Below are 16702 nucleotides of genomic sequence, written 5' to 3'. Positions count from 1 at the left end.
ATCTGGCGCTGTCAGGGTGTATGCCGTCGCGACCCCGGGACGCGTCGCGCCGGTCAGAGGACGACGAGGTCGTCGCGATGGATGACCTCGCGCTCGTACTCGGGTCCGAGGTCGCGGGCGAGCTCCTTCGTCGACCGTCCGAGCAGCGACGGCAGCTCGTTCGAGCTGTAGTTGACGAGGCCACGTGCCACCGTCGCCCCGTCCGGGCCGCAGACGTCGACGGGGTCCCCGTCGTGGAAGGTGCCCTCGACTGCCGTGATGCCGGCGGGCAGGAGTGACTTCTTCCGGTGGACGAGCGCGGTGACGGCCCCGGCGTCGATGAGGAGCCGTCCGCGGGCCGTGGTCGCGTGCTCGAGCCACAGCCGCCGCGAGCGACCCCGGACGCCGATGGGCAGGAAGACGGTGCCGACGTCCTGACCCGCGAGCACCTCCACGACCCTGTCGGCGGCCGTCACGGACGTCACGACGCCGGCGGCCGTGGCGATGCGGGCGGCCTCGATCTTCGTCGCCATGCCGCCGGTGCCGACCTTGGACCCGGTGCCGCCGACCTCGATGTCGGTGAGGTCGTGGGGGCCGCGCACGACGGGGATGCGTTTCGCACCCGGCCGGTTCGGCGGCGCGTCGTAGAGGGCGTCGACGTCGGAGAGCAGCACGAGTGCGTCGGCGTCGATGAGGTGGGCCACCAGGGCGGCCAGCCGGTCGTTGTCGCCGAAGCGGATCTCGCTCGTCGCGACGGTGTCGTTCTCGTTGACGATGGGCATGACGCCGAGGTCGAGCAGCCGCTCCAGCGTGCGCCGGGCATTGGCGTAGTGGGTCCGACGCGTCACGTCGTCGGCGGTGAGCAGCACCTGGCCGACGGTGATGTCGTGGCCACCGAAGGCCTGGGTGTAGGCGGCGAGCAGGGCGCCCTGCCCGACGGAGGCCGCGGCCTGCTGCGTCGCCAGGTCGCGGGGGCGCGCGCTGAGCCCGAGGGGGTGGATGCCGGCCGCGATCGCGCCCGAGCTGACGAGGACGACCTGGGTGCCGCCGAGGTGCTGGTGGGCCAGGGCATCGACGAGGGCGACGAGCCGGGCGTGGTCGAGGCCACCGTCGGTGCCCGTCAGGGAGCTCGAGCCGACCTTGACGACGAGCCGTCGGGCGGTGCTGATGACGGAGTGAGGCGACACATCTCGAACTCTAGTGACGGACCGCGGCTCACGCAGGGGCGTCCATCCGACCCGTCCGACCGCCACGAACGGCTGTGCCGCGGCCGGACCGTGCGGCGGTGCCCCGATGGCCGAAGGTTCGTGACGGTCCGTCGGTCCGGCCCCCGGGAACGGGCGGTCCGGTCAGAGCTGCACGACCTACGCTTGAGGCATGTCCCAGACCATCGATCCCGCCGTCGTCGAGCACGTCACGACCCTCGCCGAGCGCGCGCGCGTGGCCTCGCGCCGCCTCGCCCTGATGTCACGCGCCGAGAAGGACGCGGCGCTGCTGCAGCTCGCCGACGCCGTCGACGCCGCGGTCGCCGAGGTCATCGCCGCCAACGGCGAGGACCTCGAACGCGGCCGCGCCAAGGGGATGAGCGAGAGCCTGCAGGACCGCCTGCGGCTCGATGACGCGCGGGTGGCGGCCGTGGCGCAGGCGCTGCGTGACGTGGCGGCCCTGCCGGACCCCGTCGGGGAGATCGTGCGCGGGTCCACGCTCGCCAACGGCCTGCAGATCCGTCAGGTGAGGGTGCCGATGGGCGTCATCGGGATGATCTACGAGGCGCGTCCCAACGTCACCGTCGACGCCGCAGGCCTCGCCCTCAAGTCCGGGAACGCCGTCATCCTTCGCGGTGGCTCCGCGGCAGCGAGCAGCAACCACGCCCTCGTCGAGGCGATGCGCGGATCCCTTGCGGCACAAGGACTCCCAGCAGACGCAGTCACGCTCCTCGAGGGTGGTGGCCATGATGCTGCTCGTGCCCTCATGACGGCGCGTGGCTACGTCGACCTCGTCATCCCGCGTGGGGGAGCCGATCTCATCCAGACCGTCGTCCGCGAGTCCACCGTCCCCGTCATCGAGACCGGCGTCGGGGTGTGTCACGTCTACGTCGACCGCGCGGCCGACCTCGACAAGGCGCAGGCGATCACCCTCAACGCCAAGACGCAGCGGCCCAGCGTCTGCAACGCCGCCGAGTCGCTGCTCGTCCACCGCGACGTCGCCGCCGACTTCCTGCCCAAGGCTTTGACCGACCTCGCCGGGGCTGGTGTGCGACTGCACGTGGCGCCCGAGGTCACGGAGTATGCCGAGGCGGCCGGGGCGGCATACGCCCTCGCGAGCGAGGCGGACTTCGGGACGGAGTGGCACGGCCTGGAGATGAGCGTGGCGCTGGTCGACGACCTCGACGAGGCCATGGGCCGCATCCGTCGCTACGGCACGGGGCACACCGAGGCGATCATCACCGAGGACCGTGCGGTCGCCCGACGCTTCACGGCGGAGGTCGACGCCGCAGTCGTCATGGTCAACGCGAGCACCCGTTTCACCGACGGTGGCGAGTTCGGCTTCGGCGCCGAGATCGGCATCTCGACCCAGAAGCTGCACGCCCGGGGCCCGATGGCGCTACCTGAGCTGACGACGACGAAGTGGGTCGTCGAGGGCGACGGTCACACCCGCTGACACCGTGTCGGGGGCCGGGCGCCGCGGATGGCATGATGTCCGACCATGGAAGGCACCGAGGTCCGCAAGCTCGCTGAGCTCGAGGACGACCACTGGTGGTATCGCGAGCGACGTCACCTCCTGGCCAAGGCCATCTCGGGGCTCGCCCCTGGGCGCGCCCTCGACATCGGGGCCGCAGGCGGTGGCAACACCCGCGTCCTGCGTCAGCACGGCTGGGACGCCATCGCCCTCGAGTACGGCGCCGACGGCGCCGAGGTGGCCCACGGCCGGGGACTCGCCACTGTGCGCGGCGACGCGACCCGGCTCCCGCTCGCGGACGCCTCGCTCGACCTCGTCGTGGCCTTTGACCTGCTCGAGCACCTCGTGGACGACGACGCGGCGGTGGCCGAGGTGCGTCGCGTCCTCAAGCCGACCGGAACCTACCTCGTGGCGGTCCCGGCCGACCCCAAGCTGTGGTCCGACCACGACGAAGCGGTCGACCACGTCCGCCGCTACACGAGACAGGGCCTGCTCGACCTGCTCGACCGCGGCGGGTTCGAGGTCACCGACGTGCGCTCGTGGAACGTGCTGCTGCGCCCGGTCGTGGCGATGCGGCGCAGGACGAGCTCGGGCTCCGACCTCGACGACGTGCATCCGATCGTCAACTTCGGCCTGCGCTCCATCATCACGGCCGAGCGCTACCTCCCGGTCGGCAGCCTGCCCGGGGTCAGCCTGCTCCTCCGGGCTCAGCCGCGCAGCTGACTCGGCTGGGCCTCGACGGCGGGCTGCGCCTCGACAGCAGGCCGCGCCTCGGCCGCGGGCTCCGGGCTGATCTGTCGCTGCGTCCCGGTCGGGTGCGCCGGCAACGGCGTGTCGGTCGGTCCGTGTGACCCGGAGTCGGCCGTCATCGAGTCGTAGGCGATGAAGTAGGTCGGCCGGCCCTGCATGTGGGCGTACATCCGTCCGATGTACTCGCCGAGGATGCCGACGCAGACGAGCTGGACCGCGCCGACCCCGGCGACGATGGCGACGGTCGAGGTCCAGCCGGCCACGGTGTGTCCCTGCGAGCGCGAGATGAGCGTGTAGAGCACGAGCAGCACCGCGAGGACCGCGCCGCCGAAGCCGGCGAACGTCGCGAGCCGCAGCGGCGCCGTCGAGAAGCCCGTGAGGGAGTCGAGCGAGAGCTTGACCATCTTCAGGAGGGGGTACTTCGAGTCCCCGGCCGCCCGCTCCTCGCGCTTGTAGTGCACGGTGTCGGAGGGGAAGTTCAGGGCCGGCACGATGAAGCGCAGGACTCGGTTGTGCTCGGGCAGGCTGTTGATGGCGTCGACCGTGGCGCGCGACATGAGCCGGAAGTCACCGGCGTCGGCGTGCGCCGACGTCTGGGACATCAGGCCGATGAACCGGTAGAAGGCCCGGGCCGAGACCCGCTTGAACCACGTGTCGGTGGAGCGGTCGTTGCGCACGCCGTAGACGACGTCGACCCCGTCGTCCTTCGCAGCGGTGAGCATCTGGGGGATGATCTCGGGGGGGTCCTGCAGGTCGGCGTCGAGGGTGACGACGTAGTCGCCGAGGGCGCTGACGAGACCGGCCGAGATGGCTGCCTGGTGCCCGGCGTTGGCGCGCAGGCGCACCACGCGGAGTGCCGGCCACTCGCGGTGGTAGCGCTGGAGCAGCGCGGCCGTCAGGTCCTTGCTCCCGTCGTCGACCGCGACGACCTCGTAGGTCGTGTCCATGGAGTCGAGGAGCGGTCGGAGCCGCCCGACGAGCAGGGGGAGCACCTCCTCCTCGTTGTACATCGGGATGACCACGGACAACTCAGGAACCATGCGATCTAGCGTACGGCCGGGGATGGCCCACGGCTGTCACGTCGCTGTCTCGGCACTATGGGCCCGTCGGCGCCGCTGCCCCTGTCTGCCCCAGCGGTAGGGTGCCCGCGTGAGCGAGCCGACGTCCCACCTCCCAGGGGGACGCGGTCTGCCGCCGGGCGGCCTCGCGCCGGGCACACCGGTCGCCGGACGCTTCACCAAGTGGGGCGGGGGCCGCCACTGGGAGTGGGTCGGCCACTACCTCGGCGCCGACGCGCACGGGCACTGGTGGTACTCCCCAGCGGGCACACGGCGCTCGCGCCCCGGCATGGAGTTCGTCGCGACGGACGGCTGGGTCTCGCTCGTGCCCCACGAGGGGGCGTATGCCGGGGGCTTCTACCCCGCCCATCGCGAGATCCGCGTGTACGTCGACATGACGACCGAACCGGTGTGGCGGCGGCGGGAGGCTGCCGATGCCGACGAGACCGGGCCGGAGTGGGAGGTGACGATGGTCGACCTCGACCTCGACGTCGTCCTGACCCGCGAGGGACATCTTTTCGTCTACGACGAGGACGAGTTCGCGGAGCACCAGGTCGAGCTCGGCTACCCGGCCGAGGTCGTGGCGCTCGCGGAGCGCTGGCGCGACGTCGTCCTCGCGGCCGTGGCCGCAGGGGACGAGCCGTTCGCCACGGTCGGCCACGAGTGGCTCCGGCGGGCGGGCGAGCCGGAGGTCCCACCCGGGGGAACGGCCGGCGCGTGAGCCCGGCGGCCGGCATACGACCGCTGGCGCTAGGCTGGGCGCATGTCTGATCGTGTCCTCGCACTCGTCGCCGAGGGGGAGGGAGCTGCGCGCGAGCTTCCCTTGCCGGTGATCGCCTACTTCCTCATCACGTTCGCGCTGTTCCTCGTGGCCCTGGGCGTCACGTGGACCTTCCGCAACACCGCCTACAAGGTGCAGGCGCCCCGGCCCGCCCGTCCGACCGAGGGCACGCACGGCAGCTCGAGCGGACCCGACGGGACCCACCACTGACCATGCGCCTCGGCGTCATGGGTGGGACCTTCGACCCGATCCACCACGGTCACCTCGTGGCCGCCAGCGAGGTCCAGTCGCGCTTCGACCTCGACGAGGTCGTCTTCGTCCCCACCGGGCAACCGTGGCAGAAGGCCGACCGCTACGTCTCGCCGGCTGAGGACCGCTACCTCATGACCGTCATCGCGACGGCCTCCAACCCGCGCTTCACCGTCAGCCGGGTCGACATCGACCGGCCCGGCCCGACGTTCACGATAGACACCCTGCGTGACATCCGTGCGGAGCGGCCCGACGACGAGCTGTTCTTCATCACCGGCGCCGACGCCCTCGCCGAGATCCTGTCGTGGAAGGACGCCCAGCACCTCTGGGAGCTGGCGCACTTCATCGGGGTCACCCGGCCCGGGCACGAGCTGTCCGACAAGGGACTGCCCGGGCAGCGGGTCACGCTCCAGGAGGTGCCGGCGATGGCGATCAGCTCCACCGACTGCCGGGCGCGCGTCGCCGACGGAGAGCCGGTCTGGTACCTCGTCCCCGACGGAGTCGTCCAGTACATCAACAAGTACCACCTCTACTCCCACCCACAGGGGGCGCCGCCCCTCGTGCACCATCAGCACAACGCGCGCGTGGCCACGCCCGCGGAGCCCGTCAGGGCTTTTTCGCCACCACAAGGAGATTCGTGACCGCAGCAGACCATTCGATCCAGCTCGCCAAGGTGGCCTCGCTGGCCGCCGAGGAGAAGCTCGCCGAGAAGGTGCTCGCCATCGACGTGAGTGAGCAGATGCCGCTCACCGATGTGTTCGTCATCGCCTCGGCCCCGTCCGAACGTCAGGTCGGCGCCATCGTCGACGAGGTCGAGGACCGGCTGCGTGAGCTGGGCAGCAAGCCCGTCCGCCGCGAGGGTGAGCGCGAGGGCCGCTGGGTCCTCATCGACTTCGGCGACATCATCGTGCACGTCCAGCACGAGGAGGAGCGCGAGTACTACGCGCTCGAGCGTCTGTGGAAGGACTGCCCGGAGATCGACCTGGCGACCGTCGCGGCCCCGGCCCGGAGCGGTGCCGCCAGCGACGCCGACGCGGCCGACGAGGCGTGACCGCCGCCGCAACCGTGCCGCCCGCCGGGCCGCGTCGCGTCGTCATCGTGCGTCACGCCGAGACGGTGGACAACGCAGCGCGGGTCTGGCAGGGCCACAAGGACACCGAGCTGTCCGACCGCGGGCGCGAGCAGGTGCAGGCCGCGGCGCCGCACCTCGCTGCCTACGCGCCGGCGCTCATCGTCTCGAGCGACCTGCGGCGCGCGGCCTCGACCGCCGATGCCATCGCCGGACTGACAGGTCGGGAGGTGCGCCTCGACGCGCGTCTGCGGGAGGTCCACGTGGGGGAGTGGGAGGGCCTGCACGCCGACGAGGTGCGCGCGCGCTATCCCGACGTCATCGCGGCCCTGGACCGCGGTGAGGACGCCCCCCGAGGGGTGACCGGGGAGACCCGGGCGGACGTGGCGCAGCGGGCGGGAGGCGCCCTGCGCGAGATCGCGGACGAGCTGAAGTCGGGCGAGACCGCCATCGTCGTGGCGCACGGGGTCTCGGCCCGGGTCGCGGCGAGCGAGCTCGTGGGGCTCGACCAGGACACGTCGGATGCGGTGTTCCGCGGGCTCGACAACTGCCACTGGATCGAGCTCGTCGAGGCCGGGAAGAGCTTCTCCGAGATCACCAGGTGGCGCATCAGCGGCTGGAACCTCGGCCCCTGGAACGTCTGATCCGGCAGGCCGTCCCGGATTTTGGCGGACGGCCGCGGACCCGCTATGGTTACGCAGTCGCTTCGACGAGGTGACACCCGCAAGGGGCTGTGGCGCAGCTGGTAGCGCACCTGCATGGCATGCAGGGGGTCAGGGGTTCGAGTCCCCTCAGCTCCACCAGAGAGAAGGACCGGACGCGTTCGCCGTCCGGTCCTTCTTCGTTTGCCGCTTCGGTTCCCGGGGTGTGAGGTCTGGCTGCTCCCGATCAGACGACGGTGCGGTTCGGGGTCGGTCGGGAGCTCGCCGTGGGCCCGGCGCCCTGACAAGCCAGCAGCCGGCGGTAGGCGCTCTCGTAGCCGGTCGTCATGGCATCGAGGCTGAAGCGGCTGCTCGCGTGGCGGCGGCAGTCGGCGGGGTCCAGGGTGGCGACGGCCGAGATGGCCGCTGCGAGCTCCTCGGGCCGCTCGACGACGAAACCCGTGCGACCGTGCGCGACCACCTCGGGCGCGGCGCCGCGGGCCAGGGCCACGACCGGCGTCCCGCAGGCCATCGCCTCGACCATGACCAGTCCGAACGGCTCCTCCCACCGGATCGGGAAGACGAGGCAGCGGGCGCCGGCCAGCAGGCGCCGTTTCACGGCCGGGTCGGCAACCCCCACCTCGACGGCGTCGGGCCCGAGGAGCGGCGCCACCTGCCCGGCGTAGTACTCGTGCTCGATCCTCTCGGTGCACTTGCCGGCGAGGATGATGCGGACCCCGGCCCGCCGCGCGGCCTCGATCGCGAGGTGCGGGGCCTTCTGCGGGTGGAAACGACCGAGGAAGAGGACGTAGTCGTCCTTGTCGGCGCGGTAGGGGAAGCTGTCCACGTCGATGCCGTTGTGGACCGTCCCCACCCAGTTCAGGTCCGGGGCCCGCGCTCGTTGTGCCTCGCTCACGGCCACCAGGCTGACCGTGCTCCCCAACGGCCGGTAGATCTCGGAGAGCTCGTCCATCGCGCCGTGAACGGTCACGACGGTGGGCGAGCGACGTGCGGCCGCCGTGAGGGGCCCGGCGAGGGTGTGGTCGTGGACGAGGTCGACGGTGTGCGCCCGCAGCAGGCCCTCGACCCTGGCCGCGTGCACGACCTCCGGCAGCGCCAGCGCCAGCTGCTCCGCCGGCGGGAGCTCCCACGTGCGCACGAACTCCTGCGCGGCTGTCCCGCGTGTGCCGGCGGCGAAGAGCGTGACGTGGTGTCCACGCGCGACGAGTCGGTCGACCAACCCCGCGACGACGGACTCGACGCCGCCGTAACCCTGCGGGGGCACCGTGTAGTAGGGCGGCGCCACCATGGCGATGCGCAGCGGTCGCGGTCGCAGGACGACGCGTGGCGATGCGGTGGACGTCGATGTCGTCGACACTGTGCACCACCCACAAGGTCCGTGACGGCCCCACACCGTCCTGCCGGGGAACTCACCCTCACGGTACTCGGCAAACGAGGTGGTGGAAGGCGGATGGCGACCTGCCTCACCGGACCGGCCTGACTCGACCTCTCGCTCCACCGTCACTGGACGCTCAGGGCGCTCGTCAGGCCGGTGACGTGCCATCCCGACGTGTCGACGGCGACGCCGACCATGTCCCTGCCGATGTGCAGCTGCTCGACCGAGAGCGGTAGCAGCTGCTCGGGCACGTGTGGGTCGAGCCCCAGGAGCCCGCGCGGCAGGTCCACTTCCAGGCCGCAGAGGGTCCGGACGAGCAGTAGGGGGGCAGCCGCGGCCCAGGCCTGCGGCGAACACGATGTCGGGTAGGGGACGGGGTGGGCGAACTCGTCCCGGTCGAACCCGCAGTAGAGCTCGGGGAGGCGGTCGCCGAAGCCCTCCGCCGCATCGAGCAGGGCGAGGATCACTCGGTTGGCCTCGGCCGCGAAGCCGTAGCGGCGCAGGCCGGCAGCGATGATGGCGTTGTCGTGCGGCCACACCGAGCCGTTGTGGTAGCTCATCGGGTTGTAGGCGCCGGCGGACGTGGACAGGGTCCGGATCCCGAAGCCGGTGAACATCTCGGGTGACATCAGTGCTGCTGCCACCGCCGGCGCGTGCTCCTCCTCGATGATGCCGGTCCACAGGCAGTGCCCCATGTTGGAGGCGAGGGCGTCGACCGGCCGCTTGTCGGCATCGAGAGCGAGCGCGTAGTAGCCGCGGTCCGGCAACCAGAACTGTTCGTTGAAACGGCGCTTGAGCGTCGCGGCCTGCTCTTCGAGCCGCCGGGCGCGGTCGTCGTCGTGTGCGACCCGAGACAGCCGCGCCCCCGCGAGCAGCGCGGCATAGACATAGCCCTGGACCTCGGCAAGCGCCAGCGGAGCCCCGGCCAGGGCGCCCGAGGCATACGTGATGCCGTCGAAGGAGTCCTTCCAGCCCTGGTTGACCAGACCGCGGTCGGTGGCCCGCTCGTACTCGACGAAACCGTCCCCGTCGGCGTCGCCGTAGTCCTCGATCCAGTCCAGCGCCCGTCGGACGTGTGGCATCAGCCGGGCCATCTCCGGCGTCGTGCCACCCCATCGGTGGAGCTCGCCGGCGAGCATGACGAACAGCGGGGTGGCATCGACGCTGCCGTAGTAGACGGTCTCCTCGCCCGCGTCCGCGTCGTCCAGCAACCCGGAGCGGATCTCGTGGAGGATCCGGCCCGGCTGTCCCTCGGTGCGGGGTTCGACCACCCGTCCCTGGGTCTCCGCGAGCGTCTCGAGCGTGCCCCGGGCCACTCGCGCGTCCAGGGGGAGCAGCATCCAGCTGGTCAACAGGGCGTCGCGCCCGAAGATCGTCATGAACCATGGCGCGCCCGCAGCCAGGACGATGCGTCTCGGGTGCCGCGAGTCGGTGATGCGCAGGCCGGACAGGTCCTCCGTGCTGTTGCGGACGAGCCGGTGGAGGCGGGGGTCGGCGGAGGAGACGACGGGGCTGCGCTCGCGCCACCGTCGGTGTTCTCTCTCCGGGTGGCTCTCGCGACGAGACACCCCTGGGAGGTACGGCGACCGGAGCGGAACCTCCCGGAAGACGGGCACGACCTGCAGGGTGAACTCCGTGGTGGCTCGGGCCGGGACGGTGAGGTGCCAGATCAGGCCGTGCCGGAACACCTGGTACTCACCGGTTGCGCTGATCTCGACCGCCCGGGAGTCCGCCCGGTCGATGCGTTGACGAAGGGTGGTGTCGTCCGTCGTGACCTCGATGGCGTCCGCCCGCTTGACGAGACGGCCCTCCTTGACGTCGAAGAGGCCCGCGAAGTCGGTGCTCGCCGTGAGTGTCAGCGTCACGGTCACGGCCCCGGCACTGAGGTTTTCGAGCGTGACATCCTCGACCATCCCGTTGCCGACATAGCGGCGTCTGACGACGAGAAGGGTGCTGTCGGCGAGCCCGGGGCGCGGCCGACGGCGCGTGACGAAGGTCGCGGCATGTGGCCCGGTGTGTTCCACGGTCAGCGACTCGAGCGGTTCGCCGTCGACGCGCAGCTCGAGGTGGTCCAGGAAGCGGGTGTCCTTGACCACCAGCCCATGCCCTCCGGCCGCACCGATGTCACCGGATGGTTCCGAGACGCAGAAGGACCGTCCCTCGACGAGGGACACCGTCGACATGCTGGGCGTGGTCGGGGGCCCGCCCGTGAAGGCCCAACCCTCTGTCATGGGATGCCAGCCCACGCCCGATCGACCCCGCTGTCAAGCCTCCTCGTCAGCGAGGCCGCACGGTGACGACGAAGACCGAGTCCGTCCGCCAGTCGGCGACCCCGGCCGACTCGGGACTTCGTCCCAGACGCCGGGTCCGGGTGCCGCCCAGGGCCCGCTCGAGGTTGGACCTCGGGCTCGGGGCCATGTCGGCGCCTCTCGTGGTCCCGGCGGCCGGGACCTCGCTCACGTCGAGCTCCTCCTGCTCGAGCGTGCGCGGGTCGAACTCGAGCGTGCTGGTGACGACCATGAGCTGGTCCCGCAGCGACGCGGTCCCGGCTTCCCACAGGGCGTCCGACACCTGGCCGACCAGGTCGACGCTCGTCGACTCACCCGGTCCCAGCGCAACCGACCCCGCCGGGAACGCGTCGGTGAAGATGCCGTACGTCTCCGTGAGGTCGAGCAGCGCGGCCCACAGGGGGGCGGCGGTGGTGTTCGTGAGGCGGACGGTGAAGCGAGGGGCGTCGCTCCCGGCATACGCGATGGTCAGGGTGCCGCCGGCGCCCACCGCGCCCGTCCCCGCGTCCACCTCGACGCGGACGGCGTCGGCGCCCAGGGCCGTCGTCGCGTTGGTCAGCGCCGAGAGGCGCAGCCAGCGGGCGACGCGCTCGAGCGCGAGGACGGTCCGCTCCTCGCGTCCCTCGCCCTCGACGACGGGAACGAGGGGGCGCGTGACGCCGGGACGAGTGATGACGAAGCCTTCCGAGGTGGCCTCGACGAGCAGGTCCGCCACGGTGGTGCCGCCGCTGACGGTGCCGTCGCGGCCGACATCGACGAGGTCGACGAGCGTCTCGTCGGCGTGGTCGGCGGCGCGGCGCAGGGCCGCCGTGCCGACAGCGTCGCCGACGACCCCCACGAGGAGTGGATCGAGCGGGATCGAGGTGACGACGGCGCGGTAGATGAAGGACTCGTCGAGCTCGGGCGTCAGGCGCACCAGGCTGCGGTCGGGCAGGACCTTGGTCACCGACGCAGTCGCGAGGGGCGAGCCCGACGTCTCGCCCGTCAACGGGTAGACGGCGAGCTCGGTCGTGTCGTCACCGCGGGGCTCGGGCACGCCGTGCACGGCGCCGGAGTCGATGGACCACCCGTCTGGCAGCCGGCTCAGGGTGAGCGGGCGGGGCGTGGCCTGGATCGCGCCCCCGAGGAAGGGCCGGTCGAGCTCGGTCGCGTCGGTCGTCTCGAGCTGCGGGTGCTGGTCCGTGACCCGGCCCGTCACGTCGGCGGTGACGAGGCGCAGCACGTCGCGGTAGGTGGGCCGCCCGTCGAAGCCGAGCAGGGCGGCGTCGAGCGCCGCGGACAGGGCACCGTGGCGGCGCCCCCCGGCGGTGACCTCCTTGGCCTTCTCCGACGACCTGCAGGCCGCCAGCAGCACGTGATGACCCGCGGGAGTCCAGCGCCCGGTGCCGCGGACGGCGGTGGTCGGGCCGTCGAGCGCCACGAAGGTGGCTGCGGGGCGCGACCGGGGGTCGGGGGGTGCGAGCCGCACGACCTCGTCCGCGTTGCGGGTGCCGTCGCCGGAGTGGCAGCAGTCGAGCACGACGAGCGTGTGGCACCCGGACGCCGAGATGCCGTGGAGCAGGCCCGCGAGCTCCTTGTCGGCGAGGTCCCAGCTGCCCGGGGATCGGCTGTCGACGCACACCAGCGTCTCGTTGCGCCGGTCCGGCTCGATGGACCAGAGCTCCTCGGGCGTCGCCTGCTGCGAGCCGTGGCCGCTGAAGTAGAAGACGGCGACGTCCTGCGCAGTGGCGCGTCCGAGGTGGTCGCTCAGCTGCGTCGTCACGGCGGACCTCGTCGCCTCGCCGTCCGCCAGCGCCACGAGGTCGAGGGCGTCCGCGCCGACGCGCTCACGCAGGACCTCGGCGAAGCCGGTGACGTCGTTGACACACCCGGACAACGCAGGGATCGGAGGCGGATAGGCGTCGATCCCGACGAGGAGGGCGTAGAGCCGGCCGGCCATGGTCACCCGGAGTCGCCGAGGGCGACGCTCTGCCACCGGGCGGGCAGGTTCTGGTTGGCGCCCGAGCGCTGGGGGTTGCTGCTGAGCATCGTGCGCAGGGCCCAGCTCGCTCCGGGGCCGGTGGCGTCGCTGAGGTTGACGTTCATCGCGAGCACGTCGCCGCGCTGGGGAGCCACGCTCCGGCCCACCTCGGTCCAGGGGATCCTGGCCTCGAGCTCGTAGCCGTCGTCCCGCGACCGGGCCACGACGGAGATCGCGGGCCTCTCGGTGCCGGTCGCGAAGACGACCCTGCCCTGCGCGCTGGTGCCCACGGTGTTGACGTCGGCCGCCGCGCGCCGGTCGGTGTCGTCCCGCACCGCGAGGATCACGTGGAAGTCCTGTCCCGGCCGCAACGGCGCGGTGCGAGCCAGCGTCCGGGCGTCGGGGCCGATCTCGAAGGAGACGGCGTCCCCGTTCCACCACTGCGGCGCGGGTCCCTGGGTCGGCGTGACGACCGGGTCCACGACGACGGCGTGCAGGTACAACGCGTCGGCGTCCCACAGCGCCTGCCACGTGGCGGTGAGTCCCGGTCGGCGTTGCGCCGCGCCGAACACCGCCGCATCCGTGTCGTTCTCGGGGACCGACCGCCAGTCGTCGAAGGACCCGTCGATCGTGGGGGCGACCGGTGCGCAGCCGATCGTGACGTCGGTCGCCGCCGGCGTGGTCGCGCTCGTCCCGCAGGCCGCAGCCACGAGGGGCCCGGCCTTCTGGAGCAGGGAGGGCAGGACCCGCCAGGCGAACCATCCGCCGGCGAGGACGGCCACGAGCAGACCGGCCCGGACCCACGTCGCGACGCGCTTCCCCGCCTTGCTGCCACCCCGCCCCTCGGGTGGCGCAGGACGGGGCCGGGTCTGCGCCTCGCTGGTGGACGGCTCGTCCGTCACCACGGGTTCGTCGTGCACCACGTCCTGCACCACCGGCCGGTCCACGCGGCCATCGTCGGGCCCGGCCGGCACGACCGGCTCGACCGGCTCGACCGGCTCGAGCGGCACAGGCAGCCCGGCCTGAGCAGCCGGCCGTACGCGTTCGAGCAGCTGCGTGACGTCGCGGTAGTCGGGGTGCTCGGCCGCGATCTGCTCGAGCAGCGGCAGGGCGGTCGCCGGGGCGCTCGCCGTCATCGCCCCGTTCGCGGCGTCGTAGAGGGACTCGAGCCGGCTCTCGGGACGCTCGACCGGCTCGGTGGCGCTCGTCGTGAACGAGAACGGCTGGTCGGCGCCTGACCGGAGCAGCACCGCGGTGCCCCACTCCGACGCCTCGTCGGACACCGCCATCGACTTGCGCACCTCGCAGATGGCGGCATCGATCCCGAGCCCGCGCGTCAGGAAGTAGTAGAACTCGTGGCTGAAGACGAGCGCGGCCCGGTCGGAGATCTCCGTCTGCATCGCGACCACCGCCGGCAGGCCCTGGCGCACGAGCGCCTGGGCGACCCCGGAGAACGCGTCGCGTCCGGAGGTCCGCGCCCCCTCGCAGGCGTTGAGGACGGCGAGCTGCATCGTCCGGGCGTCGTGGAGCAGGGTGCCGAGGCGGGCGCCCGAGACGCGGTGTGCCGTGCCGTCGTCGCGCTCGAGCACGAGCACGCCCTCCTGCGCCTGCTGGTCGAAGCCGCCGTGGCCGATGAAGTGGAACACGTGGAAGTCGTCGAGCAGGGCGCGCTGCAGCCCCGTCAGGGTGGCGTCCTCGAGGACCGTGATCGTCAGACGGCCGCTCGTGACGAGGTCGCCGGTCGTCGCCACGAGCAGCTGGCGCTCGCGCTCGACCGCCAGCTCGGGCATGTCGCTCGGGCTCGAGATCATGACGAGGACCCGCAGCGGCGCCTCCACCTGGACGACCGGGGGCCGCTCGAGCGAGTCGAGCAGGCGCACGACGGGCGTCTCCTGGGAGAGGGTGAGGAAGCGGCCGAGGGTCGAGTCGTAGAGGTACTCCCACGGGACCGGGTCGAGATCGGGCACGGCGTCGAGTCGCAGCCGCAGCCGCAGGTCCCGCCCACCGGCCTGGGCCGCGGTCAGGCTCGCCCGGAAGGTCTTGCCCACCTCGCCGGAGAGCAGTGCGTCCCCGAGCCGCCGCCCGTACTCCTTGACGTCGACGACGCGCGCCTCCGCCGGGACGAGCCGCCTCGAGGAGACGCGTGGCGGCCCCACGGCGATCATGAACTGGGCGAGGTCGGTGGCCGAGAACGGGAGGGTGAACGGTGCCGACGCGTCGCCAGCGGGCGACGCGAGCACGTGTGCGGCATACCCCTGACCCTCGGGGGTCACGGCGACGTCGAAGTCGAGATAGTCACGGCTCATGGCGATCCTCTGTTCGCAGGAGCGCGCCTGCACTCGACAGTACGCCGGGCCGTGCCCTTGATACACCGTTTCGACCGGGACGTGCCCAGCTGCACCGGGTAGCCTTGGAGGTGAGCGCGCGAGCCGTGCTCGCGGACGAGGGAGCCGTACCCGCCCTGCGACAAGACGGCCAGATCGGAATCGCCGTGCACTGGCTCGTGCTCGTCCTCTCCGGCGCGCTGGAGGCCGTCTGGGCCACCGCGCTCGCCGCGTCCGACGGCTTCCGCCGCCCCCGGCCGACCGCCCTCTTCGCCGTCTCGCTCGTGCTCAGCATGGTCGGCCTCGCGTGGGCGATGACCGCTCTGCCCGCCGGCACCGCGTATGCCGTGTGGGTCGGGATCGGTGCCGTCGGCACCGTCCTGCTCGCGGTCGCGCGCCGCGAGGAGCGGCTCGGTGCCGGACGGGCCGCACTGCTGCTCGTCCTGGTCGCGTGCGTCGCCGGGCTCAAGGTGGTGGCGTGATGCCGTGGGTCGTCCTGCTCGTCAGCGCCGTCCTGGAAGCGGTCTGGGCGTCGGCGCTCGCCGCGTCGGAGGGCCTCTCGCGTCCTGTCCCGGCCGTCGTCTTCCTCGTCGCCGGCACGCTCAGCATGGTCGGCCTCGCGCGGGCCGTGCGCACCATCCCCATCGGGACGGCGTATGCCGTGTGGACGGGTCTTGGAGCGGCGCTCACGGTGACGTGGGCCATGACGACCGGCGGGGAGGACTTCTCCGCGGTCAAGGTCGCCCTGCTCGTGGGCATCGTCGCCGCGGTCGTCGGGCTCAAGATCATCGGGCACGAGCCTTCTCGGTCGGTCGGATCCACGGACGGGCCGGCGCGGCAGCGCTAGGGTCGCGCCCATGGGTACCCCGTGGCTGGAGCTGCTGGGCTGGGTCGGCTCCGCGATCCTCGTATGGTCGCTGCTGCAGACGCGGCTGCGCCGGCTCCGGGTCATCAACCTCGTGGGCTGCGTCGTGCTCATCGTCTACAACACGCTCAACCACGTCTGGCCGATGGTCGGCCTCAACGTCGTCCTCGCCGGCATCAACGTCTTCTACCTCGCGCGGATGTCCCGGGAGAAGCACGACGCCGAGGTCTACGAGGTGCTCGAGGTCGCCGGTGACGACACCTACCTGCGCCACGTGCTTCGGGTCCACGAGGGCGACATCCGGCGCTACAACCCGCAGTTCGTGCACGACCCCTTCGCGGGCGACCCGTCCTACCTCGTGCTCCGCGGGGACGAGACGGTCGGGGTCGTGCTCATGCGCGACGCGGGGGAGGGCACGGCGCAGCTGCTGCTGGACTGGGTGACGCCGCGGCACCGCGACCTCACACCGGGCGAGTTCGTCTTCGGGCCCGAGGGGCCGTTCCGTCGGCGCGGGTTCCGACGGGTGCTGACGCCGCCGGACATGCTCGAGCCGTACTACGAGAACCTCGGGTTCCGCCGGGACGGCGACGCGTACGTCCTGTGACGCACCCGCCGGACCGGACGGCATACGCCTCGCGGCCGAGGGTGATCTCCCGCACCCTT

Annotated in this window: 16 protein-coding genes, 1 tRNA gene and 1 riboswitch; of the genes, 11 read left to right on the top strand and 6 right to left on the bottom strand. The window is 72.1% G+C overall.

Going from position 1 to position 16702, the window contains the following annotated elements:
* Positions 1 to 53: 53 nt before the first annotated feature.
* Positions 54 to 1166: a glutamate 5-kinase gene (gene proB / locus AC1DIW_RS14115; protein ID WP_442280312.1), complete on the bottom strand. Its 1113-nt coding sequence runs from the start codon at positions 1164 to 1166 to the stop codon at positions 54 to 56.
* Positions 1167 to 1356: 190 nt separating this feature from the next.
* On the opposite strand from proB, the gene AC1DIW_RS14110 reads away from it, so the two are divergent.
* Positions 1357 to 2640, top strand: a complete 1284-nt coding sequence (locus AC1DIW_RS14110; protein ID WP_478108942.1) for a glutamate-5-semialdehyde dehydrogenase — start codon at positions 1357 to 1359, stop codon at positions 2638 to 2640.
* Between the two features lie 45 nt (positions 2641 to 2685).
* Complete coding sequence (locus AC1DIW_RS14105; RefSeq protein WP_478108940.1) at positions 2686 to 3381, top strand: class I SAM-dependent methyltransferase; 696 nt, start codon at positions 2686 to 2688, stop codon at positions 3379 to 3381.
* On the opposite strand, the gene AC1DIW_RS14100 is transcribed toward AC1DIW_RS14105, so the two are convergent.
* Positions 3366 to 4448: a glycosyltransferase family 2 protein gene (locus AC1DIW_RS14100; RefSeq protein WP_478108938.1), complete on the bottom strand. Its 1083-nt coding sequence runs from the start codon at positions 4446 to 4448 to the stop codon at positions 3366 to 3368. The genes AC1DIW_RS14105 and AC1DIW_RS14100 overlap by 16 nt on opposite strands.
* Before the next feature lie 109 nt (positions 4449 to 4557).
* Here AC1DIW_RS14100 and AC1DIW_RS14095 point away from each other — a divergent pair, with 109 nt between their 5' ends.
* The 6 genes from AC1DIW_RS14095 to AC1DIW_RS14070 all read left to right on the top strand — a co-directional run bounded on the left by AC1DIW_RS14095 (position 4558) and on the right by AC1DIW_RS14070 (position 7368).
* The gene (locus AC1DIW_RS14095) at positions 4558 to 5187 is read left to right on the top strand and encodes a DUF402 domain-containing protein (RefSeq protein ID WP_478108937.1); all 630 of its coding nucleotides are present in this window, start codon (positions 4558 to 4560) and stop codon (positions 5185 to 5187) included.
* 42 nt (positions 5188 to 5229) lie between these two features.
* Complete coding sequence (locus AC1DIW_RS14090) at positions 5230 to 5457, top strand: hypothetical protein (protein WP_442280307.1); 228 nt, start codon at positions 5230 to 5232, stop codon at positions 5455 to 5457.
* A 17-nt stretch (positions 5458 to 5474) separates the two neighbouring features.
* Positions 5475 to 6137, top strand: a complete 663-nt coding sequence (gene nadD / locus AC1DIW_RS14085) for a nicotinate-nucleotide adenylyltransferase (RefSeq protein WP_478108935.1) — start codon at positions 5475 to 5477, stop codon at positions 6135 to 6137.
* Positions 6134 to 6547: a ribosome silencing factor gene (rsfS, locus tag AC1DIW_RS14080; RefSeq protein ID WP_442280305.1), complete on the top strand. Its 414-nt coding sequence runs from the start codon at positions 6134 to 6136 to the stop codon at positions 6545 to 6547. Before nadD ends, rsfS begins: the two co-directional genes overlap by 4 nt.
* Entirely contained in the window at positions 6544 to 7209 is a 666-nt protein-coding gene (locus tag AC1DIW_RS14075; protein WP_442280304.1) for a histidine phosphatase family protein, read from the top strand. The genes rsfS and AC1DIW_RS14075 overlap by 4 nt, the downstream gene beginning before the upstream one ends.
* An 83-nt stretch (positions 7210 to 7292) precedes the next feature.
* Positions 7293 to 7368, top strand: a tRNA-Ala gene (locus AC1DIW_RS14070).
* A gap of 85 nt (positions 7369 to 7453) precedes the next feature.
* Here AC1DIW_RS14070 and AC1DIW_RS14065 read toward each other — a convergent pair.
* The 4 genes from AC1DIW_RS14065 to AC1DIW_RS14050 all read right to left on the bottom strand — a co-directional run bounded on the left by AC1DIW_RS14065 (position 7454) and on the right by AC1DIW_RS14050 (position 15156).
* Entirely contained in the window at positions 7454 to 8584 is a 1131-nt protein-coding gene (locus tag AC1DIW_RS14065) for a glycosyltransferase family 4 protein (RefSeq protein ID WP_478108933.1), read from the bottom strand.
* 143 nt (positions 8585 to 8727) lie between these two features.
* Positions 8728 to 10785: an amylo-alpha-1,6-glucosidase gene (locus AC1DIW_RS14060; RefSeq protein ID WP_478108931.1), complete on the bottom strand. Its 2058-nt coding sequence runs from the start codon at positions 10783 to 10785 to the stop codon at positions 8728 to 8730.
* Between the two features lie 94 nt (positions 10786 to 10879).
* Positions 10880 to 12829, bottom strand: a complete 1950-nt coding sequence (locus tag AC1DIW_RS14055) for a caspase family protein (RefSeq protein ID WP_478109192.1) — start codon at positions 12827 to 12829, stop codon at positions 10880 to 10882.
* Positions 12830 to 12831: 2 nt separating this feature from the next.
* Positions 12832 to 15156, bottom strand: coding sequence for a CHAT domain-containing protein (locus AC1DIW_RS14050; RefSeq protein ID WP_478108930.1), 2325 nt, complete (start codon positions 15154 to 15156; stop codon positions 12832 to 12834).
* Positions 15157 to 15265: 109 nt separating this feature from the next.
* Positions 15266 to 15330: riboswitch (guanidine-III (ykkC-III) riboswitch) on the top strand.
* An 11-nt stretch (positions 15331 to 15341) separates the two neighbouring features.
* On the opposite strand from AC1DIW_RS14050, the gene AC1DIW_RS14045 reads away from it, so the two are divergent.
* From AC1DIW_RS14045 to AC1DIW_RS14035, 3 genes are read left to right on the top strand one after another with little or no spacing between them, the layout of a single operon-like run.
* Entirely contained in the window at positions 15342 to 15656 is a 315-nt protein-coding gene (locus AC1DIW_RS14045; RefSeq protein WP_478108929.1) for a DMT family transporter, read from the top strand.
* Positions 15656 to 16021: a DMT family transporter gene (locus AC1DIW_RS14040; RefSeq protein ID WP_442280397.1), complete on the top strand. Its 366-nt coding sequence runs from the start codon at positions 15656 to 15658 to the stop codon at positions 16019 to 16021. The genes AC1DIW_RS14045 and AC1DIW_RS14040 overlap by 1 nt, the downstream gene beginning before the upstream one ends.
* Positions 16022 to 16031: 10 nt before the next feature.
* Positions 16032 to 16643 carry a hypothetical protein gene (locus tag AC1DIW_RS14035; protein WP_478108927.1) on the top strand — a complete coding sequence of 204 codons (612 nt, stop codon included), beginning with the start codon at positions 16032 to 16034 and terminating at the stop codon, positions 16641 to 16643.
* The last annotated feature ends 59 nt before the right edge of the window (positions 16644 to 16702 follow it).

The sequence above is a fragment of the Terrabacter sp. 01T434 genome (assembly GCF_056398545.1).
Note: the sequence above shows the minus strand (reverse complement) of the source record. Positions and strands in the feature narration are given on the sequence as shown.

What these genes read in the sequence shown, in the direction of transcription:
- AC1DIW_RS14110 (WP_478108942.1), top strand. Translation starts at nt 1,357, where the DNA reads ATGTCCCAGACCATCGATCCCGCCGTCGTCGAGCACGTCACGACCCTC.
- AC1DIW_RS14105 (WP_478108940.1), top strand. Translation starts at nt 2,686, where the DNA reads ATGGAAGGCACCGAGGTCCGCAAGCTCGCTGAGCTCGAGGACGACCAC.
- AC1DIW_RS14100 (WP_478108938.1), bottom strand. Translation starts at nt 4,448, where the DNA reads ATGGTTCCTGAGTTGTCCGTGGTCATCCCGATGTACAACGAGGAGGAG.
- AC1DIW_RS14090 (WP_442280307.1), top strand. Translation starts at nt 5,230, where the DNA reads ATGTCTGATCGTGTCCTCGCACTCGTCGCCGAGGGGGAGGGAGCTGCG.
- nadD (WP_478108935.1), top strand. Translation starts at nt 5,475, where the DNA reads ATGGGTGGGACCTTCGACCCGATCCACCACGGTCACCTCGTGGCCGCC.
- AC1DIW_RS14060 (WP_478108931.1), bottom strand. Translation starts at nt 10,785, where the DNA reads ATGTCGACGGTGTCCCTCGTCGAGGGACGGTCCTTCTGCGTCTCGGAA.
- AC1DIW_RS14055 (WP_478109192.1), bottom strand. Translation starts at nt 12,829, where the DNA reads ATGGCCGGCCGGCTCTACGCCCTCCTCGTCGGGATCGACGCCTATCCG.
- AC1DIW_RS14050 (WP_478108930.1), bottom strand. Translation starts at nt 15,156, where the DNA reads ATGAGCCGTGACTATCTCGACTTCGACGTCGCCGTGACCCCCGAGGGT.
- AC1DIW_RS14040 (WP_442280397.1), top strand. Translation starts at nt 15,656, where the DNA reads ATGCCGTGGGTCGTCCTGCTCGTCAGCGCCGTCCTGGAAGCGGTCTGG.
- AC1DIW_RS14035 (WP_478108927.1), top strand. Translation starts at nt 16,032, where the DNA reads ATGGGTACCCCGTGGCTGGAGCTGCTGGGCTGGGTCGGCTCCGCGATC.